Annotated in this window: 7 protein-coding genes; all 7 read left to right on the top strand. The window is 63.1% G+C overall.

What is annotated here, in order from left to right; translation table 11 throughout:
• Positions 1-2: 2 nt before the first annotated feature.
• The 7 genes from NUW13_15125 to NUW13_15095 all read left to right on the top strand — a co-directional run bounded on the left by NUW13_15125 (position 3) and on the right by NUW13_15095 (position 12520).
• On the top strand, positions 3-1193 hold the full coding sequence (locus tag NUW13_15125; GenBank protein MCR4440353.1) for a class I SAM-dependent methyltransferase: 1191 nt from the start codon (positions 3-5) through the stop codon (positions 1191-1193).
• A gap of 99 nt (positions 1194-1292) precedes the next feature.
• Positions 1293-2393 carry a serine/threonine-protein phosphatase gene (locus NUW13_15120; GenBank protein ID MCR4440352.1) on the top strand — a complete coding sequence of 367 codons (1101 nt, stop codon included), beginning with the start codon at positions 1293-1295 and terminating at the stop codon, positions 2391-2393.
• A gap of 174 nt (positions 2394-2567) precedes the next feature.
• On the top strand, positions 2568-3734 hold the full coding sequence (locus NUW13_15115) for an efflux RND transporter periplasmic adaptor subunit (GenBank protein ID MCR4440351.1): 1167 nt from the start codon (positions 2568-2570) through the stop codon (positions 3732-3734).
• A 24-nt stretch (positions 3735-3758) separates the two neighbouring features.
• Entirely contained in the window at positions 3759-6905 is a 3147-nt protein-coding gene (locus tag NUW13_15110; GenBank protein ID MCR4440350.1) for an efflux RND transporter permease subunit, read from the top strand.
• Positions 6902-8380 (top strand): TolC family protein, encoded by a 1479-nt coding sequence (locus NUW13_15105; GenBank protein ID MCR4440349.1) that lies wholly within the window; start codon positions 6902-6904, stop codon positions 8378-8380. The genes NUW13_15110 and NUW13_15105 overlap by 4 nt, the downstream gene beginning before the upstream one ends.
• A gap of 147 nt (positions 8381-8527) precedes the next feature.
• Positions 8528-9148, top strand: coding sequence for a peptidoglycan recognition protein family protein (locus NUW13_15100; GenBank protein ID MCR4440348.1), 621 nt, complete (start codon positions 8528-8530; stop codon positions 9146-9148).
• 57 nt (positions 9149-9205) lie between these two features.
• Positions 9206-12520: a PQQ-binding-like beta-propeller repeat protein gene (locus NUW13_15095; GenBank protein ID MCR4440347.1), complete on the top strand. Its 3315-nt coding sequence runs from the start codon at positions 9206-9208 to the stop codon at positions 12518-12520.

Genomic DNA, 12520 nt, shown 5'->3' with positions numbered 1-12520 from the left:
GAATGGCGCGCGTGTTCCTGACACCCGGCCGTGATAAGTCGCTGCGCAGGTGGCATCCCTGGGTCTTTGCCGGGGCTATTGCCAAAGTGGAAGGCGAACCAGAGGCAGGCGAGACGGTGGACATCGTCAGCGCCGACGGGCAGGTGCTGGCACGCGGCGCCTATTCGCCCCGCTCCCAGATCTTAGTGCGCGTCTGGACCTTTGACCCGGACGAAGTGGTGGATGCGACCTTTTTCCGCGCGCGCCTGAGCAGAGCCATTGCAGCACGCGCCCCGCTCATCCAGGGCGGGACCACCAACGCCTACCGTCTTGTCAACGCCGAGTCGGACGGGCTGCCAGGGCTCATCGTGGACCGCTATGAGGAGTTCCTGGTCTGTCAGTTTCTCTCCGCCGGCGCCGAGAGGTGGCAGCAGACCATCGTGGAAGCACTGGTCGAGCTGGTGCCGTGCCAGGGCACCTATGAGCGCTCGGAGGTGGACGTGCGCAACAAAGAGGGTTTGTCCCCAAGAACGGGCGTGCTCTGGGGCGAATCTCCCCCTGAGTTGGTCGAAATCCGCGAAGGGCCATGCCGCTTCTTGGTGGACCTGGTGCGCGGCCACAAGACCGGCTTCTACCTCGACCAGCGGGAGAATCGCGCTCTGGCGGCAAGGTATTGCCATGGCAAGGAGGTGCTCAATTGCTTCGCCTACACTGGCGCATTCGGCATATATGCCCTGCGCGCCGGAGCCACAGCGGTGACCAACATCGAGTCGTCCGCCGAGGCGCTGGCCCTTGGCCGTGAGAATCTGGCCCTCAACGGCATGGAGGCCGGTGTTGTGCAATCCATCCAAGGGGACGTGTTCCAGGAGCTGCGTCGCTTGCGGGACAGTGGGCGCCAGTTTGATGTGATCATCTTGGACCCGCCCAAGTTCGCGGAGTCCCAGGCACAGGTGGCAAAGGCAAGCCGCGGTTACAAGGACATCAACCTGTTGGCTTTCAAGCTGCTGCGGCCGTATGGCGTACTCATCACCTTTTCATGCTCTGGGCTCATTGCGCCTGAACTTTTCCAGAAGATCGTTGCCGACGCCGCGCTGGACGCCGGTCGCAGTGCGCAGATCATAGCCCGCCTCGGCCAGGCCTGCGACCACCCGGTGGCACTGAGCTTCCCGGAGGGAAGTTACCTCAAGGGACTGGTCTGCCGCGTCGTTAGCTGAACATTGCCACGGAACTCGCGTGCAACTTTGCGCCGCAAAGACCAGTATCAGCACGGTGTACAGCGGTCTTCGAAAGAGCGCACCATTTGAGGTGAGACCATGCAGAGCTGTGCGCGGAACGGGAAGAAGAAAGGAGGCGCGGGAACGGGCCTGCACGAACTGAAACGCCACGATCTGCTGCGCGGCCTGCGCCAGGAACTGCGCGACATTTACCACTTCTATGTCGAACCGGAGCGGCGCGAGTCGCTAAAACGGATGCATCGCCTGGTGCGGTGGATCTACGTGGTCATCTGGGTGGGGATGAGCATGCTCGCCAAGCTCACCCCGCTGCGGCGCTTCCTTCTGGTGTTGAGCCTGATCATGACCATCCTCAACACCCGCTTCACGTTCATGGGGAGCGACGTGAGTCTCAACTTCGGCGCCCTGGGGTTCATTCTTCTGCTGATTGTCCTCCTTTTGGAACTGAAAGACAGGCTCCTTTTCCAAGACGAGCTGGTGGCCGGCAAGGCAGTCCAGGAGGCATTGCTCCCCAAGGAGAGGCCGGTGCTCTCGGGCTGGGACACCTGGCTCTATACCCATCCGGCCAACGAAGTCGGCGGCGACCTGGTGGACTATCTAGCCCTCCCGCGCGGGCGTCTGGCAGTTTGCTTGGGCGATGTGGCTGGCAAAGGGCTGGGTGCCGCGCTCTGCATGGCCAAGGTGCAGGCCACCCTGCGCGCCTTGGCGGCCTCGCTCCGCTCGCTGAGCGCGCTGGCCAATCGCCTGAACGAAATCCTTTGCCGCGACGGCCTCCCGCAGCGCTTCGTCTCGCTGGTCGTCGCATCACTGAGCTCCCGGAACGGACGGATCCAATTGCTCAACGCCGGACACCTGCCTCCATTCCTGCTCACAGACGGGCAGTGCCAGGAGTTGCCGCGCGGCCAGGCTGCGCTTGGCCTGACGCCCAAGACTCGCTATCGCCTGCAACGCCTCCGTCTGGAGAAGGGGGACATCGTGTTCCTGTACTCCGATGGCATCACCGAATGCCGCAACCAAAGGCAGGAGTCCTTTGGCGAAGCCCGCCTTGCCCATATCCTCACCAGCGAGAAGTGGGCCTCTGCGGAGCAGATGGGAAAACGAGTCATCGCCGAAGTGGCAAATTTCGTGGGCGAGGCGCGCCTGGAGGACGACTTTTCCATAGCCATCCTGCGGCGCACATGAGGCATCATCGCCCGCGAGAATCTCCTCTTTCTCGTGATGCGCACCGAGCCACTTTCGGCGCAGGAAATCGCCTGCGTCCGTGTTAAAAGCCTGTGAGATTCCGCCAGCACGCAGCGGACACTTGCAGCGTTGACGGCTGAAGATAGGCATCTTTCGCACATCCAAGGAAGCTCTATGAAGAAGCTTGTGGTGCGCCTGGTCGTGGGCGTTGTGGCCCTCGCCTTGGTTTTTCGGGTCATTCAGTTAGTTGCCAAGAAACCGGCCGGTGGCCTGCCGCGCGGCCAGCGTCCCCCCGTTGCCGTTGAGGTGGACAGCGTCCGCTACGGCCCGATAAGCGAAGTGCGGCAGTTTGTGGGCACCGTCCAACCCATCTATCGCTACCTCATCGCCCCGAAGGTGGCAGGACGCGTGGTGGAGATCCGCAAGCGCATTGGCGACCCGGTGCGCCGGGATGAGGTCGTAGCCAAGATCGATGATGCCGAGTATCAACAGGCAGTGCGCGAGGCGGAAGCAAGCCTGAAGATCGCGCAAGCGTCGCTGAGCGAGGCGCAGAGCCAGTTCGCCTTGGCCAGACAAGAGTTCGAGCGTGTGCAGCAACTCAGGGAAAAGGGGATCGCCTCACCTGCAGAGTTGGACGCGGCAACCACCAACTACGAGGCGCAGCAATCGCGCCTCAAACTGGCGCAGGCGCAAGTGGAACAGCGCGAGGCGGCCCTAAGGTCGGCCCAGATTCGGCTCAACTACACCGTGCTGACCGCCCCTGCACCCGGCTTCACCGGCGAGCGCTTCGTGGACGAAGGGACCCTGCTCACCGCCAATGCCCCAGTTATCTCGGTAGTGGGGATTGAGAAGGTCATCGTGCGCACCACGATCACGGAGCGGGATTATGGCCGCGTGCAGCCCGGCCAATCTGCCACGGTAAGCGTCGACGCCTTCGCGGACCGCCTCTTCCCTGCACAGGTGGCGCGCATCGCTCCGATGCTGCGCGAGGAATCGCGCATGGCAGAAGTGGAAGTGGAGGTGGACAACGACTCGCTGATCCTTAAGCCCGGGATGTTTGCGCGCGTGAGCGTGGTGCTGGCCAGCAACGAGCACGCGCAGCTCGTCCCCTCTCGCGCCATCGTGACCCGTGACGGGCAGAAGGCGCTCTTTGTGGTGGACTCCACCGGCACCGTGGCCCACTTTGTCCCCGTGACGCCCGGCATTGCCACGCAGGAGGTGACAGAGGTCCTCGCTCCGGAGCTAAAGGGTCGCGTGGTCACCCTCGGCCAGCATCTGTTGGCGGACGGCAGCCCGGTGCTTCTGCCAGGGGCGCGTCCGCAGTCGCGTCGCGGCCGCTAGGCGCAAGCGCAAGGAGTATCGACCATGAATCTATCGCGTGGTCCCATCCATCGCCCCATCCTCACGACGATGGTCTTTCTGGCGATTATCACCCTGGGCCTCATCTCCTTCTCCCGGCTCTCCATCGACCTTATGCCTGAGATCACCTACCCCACCATTTCCGTCATCACCAGCTATGGCAATGTCGGGCCGGAGGAGATAGAGGAGTTGGTGACGCGGCCCATCGAGGAGGCCTTGGCGGCGGTGCAAGGGGTGGAGCAGATAACCTCCACCTCCACCGAGGGGCGGAGCATGGTGCGCGTCTCATTCGCATGGGGCACCGACCTTGAGGCCGCAGCCAACGATATCCGCGACCGCATCGACCGCGTGTTGCCCAGGCTGCCGGAAGATATCGACCGGCCGATGATCCGCAAGTTCGACGTCTCCGCCTTTCCCATCATGACGATCGGCGTCTCCAGCGACCTCAACCCTCTGGATTTGCGGCGCCTGGTGGAAGACCAAGTCAAGTATCGCCTGGAGCGCATCCCCGGAGTGGCCGCCGCCGACGTATCCGGGGGTCTGACCAGGGAGATCCACGTGGACCTGAAGGCCGATAAGCTCAAGGCGCTCAACCTGTCGCCCAACGCCATCTTGGCGGCCCTCCGTCGCGAGAACAGAAACATCCCGGCCGGCCTGTATGACAAGGGCAACTTGGAGGTCCTGGTGCGCACCCAGGGCGAATTCATGTCATTGGACGAAATCCGCTCCACGGTCATCACCACGCGCAACGGCGTGCCGGTGACCATCGGCGATGTGGCCCGTGTCGATGACTCGTGGCAGGAGGTCAGGCAGCTGGTGCGCATCAACGGCAAGCCTGGCCTGCGCGTGGCCATCAACAAGCAGTCCGGTTCCAACACGGTTGCCGTGGCCAAAGAGGTACGTGCCGAGATCGAGCGCCTCAACCGCGACTTTCCGCAGCTTACGCTCGTGCCGCTCATCGACCAGTCGCGCTACATCCAGCGCTCCATCAACAACGTGGGCAATTCCGCCCTCTTAGGCGGCATCCTGGCCGTGCTGATTCTCTTCGTCTTCTTGCGCAACGTCTCCAGCACGGCCATCATCGCTACGGCCATCCCCATCTCGGTAGTGGCCACCTTTGGCCTGATGTATTTTGCGGGCTTGACGCTCAACATAATGACCTTCGGCGCCTTGGCCTTAGGCATCGGCATGTTGGTAGACAGCGCCATTGTCGTGCTGGAGAATATCTACCGCCACCGAGAGGGAGGCGGCGGACGCGTAGAGAGCGCCGTCATCGGTGCCGAGGAGGTCACCTCGGCGATCGTGGCCAGCACGTTGACGACGCTGGTGGTGTTCCTGCCGGTTGTCTTTATTCGCGGCATGTCCGGGGTGATGTTCTGGCAGATGGCCTATGTGGTGAGTTTCGCGCTGCTCTGCTCGCTCGTCGTCGCCCTGACGCTGGTGCCCATGCTTACCAGCAAGCTCCTCCGGCTCACTCCGCTCAGCGGGGACAAGAAACTTCTCCACCGCATCTATGCCGCCAGTGAGCTGGCCTTCAAGCGGGTGGAAGCCCGCTACGCCGAACTTCTGCAATGGGCGCTTGGGCATCGCGCCCAGGTGGCCTCCGGCGCGTTGGGCCTCTTCTTGGTCTCGGTGGTGCTCGTGCGCCTCATCGGCGTAGAGCTGATGCCGCAGGCGGACGAGGGGGAAGTGCGCGTCAACCTGGAGATGGCGGTGGGCACCCGCCTGGAACTCGTCAACCAAACCGCCTTGGCAGTGGAAGAGATCATCAGGAAGCAGGTGCCGGAGATGACCGCGGTCATGGCCAACATAGGGGGCGGAGGCTTTCGCGCCAGCGGTGGCCACACTGCCCAAATCCGCGTCACCTTGGTGCCCAGGAGCGCGCGTCGCCGCAGTAGCGAACAGGTCGCCAACGATCTGCGCCGTGCCCTTGCCGGCCTGCCCGGGGTCACCATCCGCACGCGCGCCGGCCAAGGGCTCTTCCTGCTGTCCATGGGCACTACCCAGGGGGACCGAGTAAGCGTTGACGTGCGCGGCTACGACCTACACATCGCGCAAGAGCTGGCGCAGCGGGTGAATCAGGCCATCTTGCAGGTGAAAGGCATCACCGACACGCAGATCAGCCGCGAGGAGGGCAGTCCCGAGGAAGTCGTCCGCATCGACCGCGACAAGGCGGCGGCACTTGGGCTATCCGTGTCCGACATTGGCGATGCCTTGCAAACGGCCATCGGCGGCACCTATGCCTCGTACTTTCGCGAAGGCGGCAAGGAAGACCGCATCCTTGTGCGGTTGAGTGAGGAGGACAGGCGCGACCTGGCCGACTTGCTGGACCTGACCGTGCTCAACAATCGTGGGGAGCAGGTGGTGTTGCGCAACGTCGTGCAGGTGGTACCCAGAGAGGGCCCGGTGCGCATAGAGCGCAAGGACCAGGAGCGCACCATTACCATCTCGGCCAATTTCACGGGGCGCGCCATGGGGTCGGTGGTGGCGGACATCCGCAAGGCGCTGCGTACCATTCCCGTGCCCAGGGACTTTACCCTGCAGTTCGGCGAGGAATATGAGGAGCAGCAGAAGGCCTTCCGCGAGTTAATGGTTGGCCTGGTGCTCGCCCTCTTGCTCATCTACATGGTGATGGCCGGGCAGTTCGAGTCGCTGAAAGACCCCTTCGTGGTTCTTTTCTCCATTCCCATGGCGCTCATCGGCGTCACGGTGACCATGCTCCTCACTGGAACCACCTTCAGCATGCAGGCCTTCATCGGCTGCATCATGCTGGCCGGGATTGTGGTCAACAACGCCATCCTGCTGGTCGACTACACCAACCAGTTGCGGCGCAAGCACGGCCTGGCCCTGTACGAGGCGATCCGTACCTCCGGCTCGCGGCGCCTGCGGCCCATCCTCATGAGTACTCTCACGACGGTGTTGGGCCTGTTGCCGCTGTCGTTGGGCCTGGGGGAAGGCGGCGAAGCTCAGGCGCCCTTGGCTCGGGTGGTCATCGGCGGACTGCTCAGCTCCACGCTGGTGACTTTGGTGCTCATTCCTGTAGTCTACTCGGTATTTGAGGAGAAGCAATCGCTGCGCAAAGTGCTGGTGGCGGCGCGGCACCTCACTGCCACGGCACGCGCACGCGTCAATTCGGTGAGGTCGAGCAAATGAAGATTGCACACACCATTGCCTCCTTGCTCATCGCGGGGTGCTGCTTTGCCGCAAGTGGCGGCGCTCAGGACACACTCCGCCTTTCCTTGCACGAGGCAGTACTCATCGCCCTGGAACGCAACCCCACCTTTGCCATTCAGCGGCTGCGTCCATCGATCATGGAGGCAGCGCTCAGCGAGCAGGTGGCCGCTTTCGAGCCCACTTTGAGCGCCTCGGTGACCAGCGACAAGAGCCATGTGCAACGCTTCTTGGGGGCAAGACCGGAGCCGTTCGAGATGACCTCGCAGCGAGTCGGCTACGGTGCTGGCCTGTCGCAACTCCTCCCCACGGGCACCACCTTGGCAGTGGACGTGGGCATGTCCGGTTCGACCTCGAGCATCTACCTGCCGCAGTACTCTGGCAACGTCGGTGTGACCGTGAGTCAGGCTCTGCTTCGCGGCTTTGGCCTGGGCGCCAATCTGATCAGCGTGCGCAGCGCCTCCATCGACGTTGAAATTTCCCGCCATGAGCTGAAGGCCATGGCCGAGCGTTTGGTGCAAGAGGTGGAGGCCAGCTACTGGGGTCTCTACCTTGCCGCTCAGGAGCTGAGCATTCAGGAGCAATCCTTGAACCTGGCGCAGCGGCAGTTGGAGGAGTCGCAGGAGCGCGTGGCAGTCGGCAAGCTGGCGGAGCTGGAGTTGGCCTCCGTGCGAGCAGAGGTGGCGCGGCGTCGCAGCGCGGTCATCGATGCGCAAAGCCGCTATGAACAGGCCAGGCTGAATCTCCTCTACCTCCTCAATCCTGGGCAAGGGGTGAGCTGGTCGACCACGCTGGCACCCCTGGACCGTCCGCTTGTCACCCCGGACTCTCTGGGCGCGGTTGAGCTCCACGAGGAGCTGGCCTTGCGCTATCGCCCGGACATAGCGCAGGCGCGGCTGGCCTACCGCCGCGGTGAGCTGCAGGTGGCCTACACCAAGAATGGTCTGCTCCCCCGCCTGGATGTCTTTGTCACTTTCGGGCGCACCTCCTATGCGCGCACGTTCAAGGAAGCGGCCCCGGATGTCCAGAGCCCCTTCTACAGCGTCAATGGCGGCGTGACCTTCCAATTCCCTGTCGTGGACGCCAAGGCACGCGCACAGCTCCGCCGGGCACTCAAGACCAGGGAACAGCTCGAACTGGCGCTGCGCAACATGGAACAGCTGGTGCAGCGCGACGTGCGCATCGCGTACGCCGACGTGCTGCGCACGCGCCAACAGATCGATGCCTCCCGCGAGGCACGCCTCTTGCAGGAGAAAAACCTCGAGGCTGAAGTGGAAAAGTTCCGCGTGGGCAGATCCACCAACCTCCTGGTCCTGCAGGTGCAGCGCGACCTCACCAGCAGTCAGCTCAGCGAGGTGAGAGCCACCGTCGACTACCTGAATGCGCTCGCCACCCTGTTCGTGATGGAGGGTACCCTTTTGGAGCGCCGCGCCATCGACGTGCCGCCAGAGCTGTGAGGCCATCGCCTACCGCGCCGTCCCTCCTCCCATTCCGCAACGATTCGCTTGACTTGCAGGGGATTATTTGTTAAATTGTGGCGTCGCACCATTGGCCTGGTGAGCAGAGGATCGTTTTGAGAGCGGAACCAGCAACGGGGAGGCGCCATGAAAGTGGCGGGCTTTTATGTGGGATTCTTGCTCCTTCTCCTGCCCAGCTGCGCCTTGCGTCACGGGAGCGGAATTGCCGTGGTGGAGGTTCCCTATCCGGCGGGGATGAGCGTTGTGCATCGCAGCGAGTGGGGTTGGCAACCGTTGCGCGCCAGCCTTCCCACCCACCGGATCAGCAAGATCACGATTCACCATGGAGGGGAGGAGTTCCCGGCAGACAAAGACCCGATCCAGTACCTGCGCAACCTGCAGACCTGGAGCCGCAATGAGAAGAAGTGGATCGACATCCCCTACCACTTTCTCATCGACTTCCAGGGCCGCATCTACGAGGGCCGCCCGATCAACTACCCTGGCGATACCAACACCGACTATGATCCCCGTGGCCATGCGCTCATCTGTCTGTTGGGGAACTTTGAAGTGCAAGAGGTGACCCCTAAGCAGTTCCAGGCACTGGTGGCCTTGACGGCGCACTTGGCTCGCATCTACGGGGTGCCATTGAGCAGCATCAAGGGCCACCGTGACTACAGCGACCAGACCGTATGCCCCGGCAAGAATCTCTATCGCTACTTGGAAGATGGCAGCCTGCTCAAGGCAGTGGAAGAGCAACTGGCGCGGTGAGGCCTTCCACAGAAGCTCGGCGCCGCAGTTGTCACTGAACAAACGGGAGTCTGCTCTATGCGAACAATATGCCTTGGGATGCTCCTTCTGGGTGCGTTGAGCGCGGCTGCGCGCGCCCAGATTGAACTCATCCTGGACAACGACGGCCCAGGATTTGCCGTGACGGGCCAGTGGCTCGTCAAGACCACTGGCGACCCTTACGGTGGCACCGCCCTTTACAAGCGCAAGGGTGACGGCACGGCAACCGCCCGCTGGCAGGCGACACTGACCTTTCCGGGGCTTTATCGGGTCGAAATCCACGTGGTCGACGGCAATTATGCGGAGGACACGCGGATAACAATCCACGCCGCCAGGGGCGACACGCTGATAGTCGACAATCAGAACTATCGCCCCGGCTGGCATCTCTTGGGCGATTTTGACCTCCCGGAGACCACGTGGGTGGAGGTGAGTGACTACTTCGAGGGGAACGGGCGGTACGTTCTTGCCGACGCGGTGCGCCTGACCTCGCTCATGAGCACCTACTCCATAAGCGGCGAACTGCTCTTTGCCGGCGGGGCGACACGCGCCACCTCACGGATTGCCTTGTTCCGTCAGGGAAGTAGCCAGCCCCTGATGGTGGTCACGCAAGAGGGTACCCACCACCGATTCGCCTTCACCAAGCTCGTCGAGGGCTGGTACAGTATCCTCTGTGCGGCCTGGGGGTACGACACTCTGCGGGTGGACTCGCTCCGACTTCTCGGAAGTGATCTGCGCGACCTGAGCTTCACCATGCAGCCTTTGCCTGGCCCGCGCCGCCTCATTCGCGGCACCGTCCTTTTTGATGACCTCTCCGACACGGCAGTCTCCCGAGTGGTGGCCTACCCATCGACCTTCCCCCTGCCGGCCAGTTACGACTCGGTGCGGCACGGGCAGACCTTGACGCTGGCCAATCTCCCCGAAGGCGAATACCGCCTGCGCTTTCTGGCCCGCGGCTACACCCCAGATACCACGAGCCACATGGCAGTTCGCCTGGTCGGGGCCGACCGCGTCCTTGAGCCAGTCACGTTGGCGCGTGTGTTTCGCTTCGCCTGGATCAGCGATAGCCACGTGGGCGCCGGCTCCACGGAGGCAGGCCTGGTGGCCGTGCTCGGCGCCATCAACGGGCTGGTTGACTCGTTGGACTTTGTCCTGCATACCGGCGACCTGACCGAGCGCGGTGCCGACAGCGAAATCCAGCAATACTTGGACCTGATGCGCACCTGCCGCCTGCCCGTGTGGAGCGTACCTGGGAACCATGACACCAAATGGAGCGAATCTGGCCTCCACACCCTGAAGAGGTACTTTGGCGCCCTGCGCTTTTCCATTGCACACTATGGCTTCCGCATCATTGGACTGAACACGGGAATCCCGCTGCGCGGAGGGGGCGGTTTCTTCGATCCTGCCGACATCGCATGGCTCCGCCAAGAGTTAGCAAGCCTGGACCCGCCAGACACCCCGGTGATATTTGCCTGCCACTTCCCGTGCGAGTTCACTTCGATGTACAACTACTGGCAGGTTTTGGACCTGCTCAAGAGCTACCGCACGGCCATCATCCTGGTAGGTCATGGACACAGCAACCGCGCCTACGACTTTGAGGGCATCCCTGGGGCGATGGGCCGCGATACCTACGCCTCAGCTCCAGGGTTCAACGTAGTCTCGGTGAGCAAGAGGGAGATCGTGGTCACGCCCTACACGGCGGATGGACAGGCAGGCCAACCCTGGCTGCGCATCCCTTGCGCCAGCGCGCCTCAGCCAGAGGTGGCGTTCTTGGACCTTAACGAAGGGGAGGTGGTCACCGGCACCACGACGGTGCATGTGCGCATCGGCGTGCCTGCCACGAGCGGAAGCTGGCAGGTGACGTACAGTAGCCTTGGCGGTGCAACCGTGGGCGGGGCGCTTTCCGGTGCTGCCCATGAGTGGTCCTTGTCCCTTGCCACCGCGTCGTTAGAAAACGGCTACCACACGCTGCAGGTGGTCTTCACCACGGCGGCAGGCCAGAGAGTGGCGCGCACCCGGGGATTTGTCGTGCACAACGGCGGCCCGCAGGCGGTCTGGCGCTACCAGGCAGGGGCAGAAGTCATCACCGCACCGGCCTGCGACGGCGAGCGGGTGTACGTGGGTACCAGCGACGGTCGGATCATCGCCTTGCGCCTTGAGGACGGCACGCACGCCTGGCCACCCCTGCGGGCGGCGGGTGCGGTCTTTTCCGCCCCCACGGTGCACGAAGGGGTGCTCTATTGCGGCGCCACCGATGGCACCTTCTCCGCCGTCAATGCCGCCAGCGGCGAGCTGCTCTGGACCTATCAGGCCGGCGGCGCGGTGCTCACTCCACCCGTGGTGGCCGACACGACCATCTACTTTGCGGGCAAGCAAACCATGTACGCCCTCGGCGTCAAGGGCCACCAGCGCCTGTGGCAGTATAGCGCCAGCGGCATGATCGAATGCAAGCCCGCAGTGGCCGGCGACCTGCTCCTGTTTGGCTCCTGGGACCGCCAGTTCCGCGCTCTGGACCGACATACCGGTGCCCTGCGTTGGAACTGGAATCGCACCTCCAGCTTCTACTATGCGCCGGCTGCCTCGTGGCCGGTGGCCACTGCCGACCGCGTGTTCGTATCTGATCCGGAACGCTACGTGAATGCTATCAGCCTGGCCAACGGCACCACCATCTGGTCCAGCAAGACGCCGGAAGCTTGGGACTCAATCGGCCTTTCTGAAGATGGAAGCAGCACCCTCTACGTGCGTTCCTTAGACGGGTGTCTCTACGCGTTTTTGGCCGGCGCGCCCACCCAGCTGCAACTCTGGACAACCAATGTGGGCTATGGCTGGGACACCACCCCTTCGATGCCGGTGGAGAAGGGCGGCGTCGTGTTCACCGGGAGCAAACCGGGCTTTCTGGTGGCCGTGGCAAGCTGGGGTGGGCTACGCTGGCGCTACTGGCTCGCGCACGCCTACGTCGCCACCGTCACCCCCTTGGACGGTGAGCGGGTGGTCGCCGCAGCCTTGGATGGCACCGTGGCACTCATCAGCGGCGCCGGCACCGGGGTTCCCAAGAACGACACCGGGCAACCCATGCCGGAGCGCGACCTCCTGCTTCACCCGTACCCCAACCCTTTCAACAACACGTTAGTCGTTTCCTACCAGCTGCGCCGAGCACAGAAAGTTGACTTTGTGGTGACAAACCTCCTTGGTGAAACCGTCTTTTCGCGCACCGCTGAACATCAGAGCGGGGGCCAGTTCCAGTTCGTCTGGTCCGGCACCGACCTGGCAGGGCAAAACCTCCCCTCCGGGATCTACCTTCTCATTGTCCGCGGACAACACTTCCGCCAGACACGCAAAGTCGTTCTGGTGAGATGA

Source organism: candidate division KSB1 bacterium (assembly GCA_024655945.1).
Classification (GTDB): Bacteria; Zhuqueibacterota; Zhuqueibacteria; order JANLFK01; family Oleimicrobiaceae; genus Oleimicrobium.
This window is presented reverse-complemented; position numbering and strand designations above follow the sequence as displayed.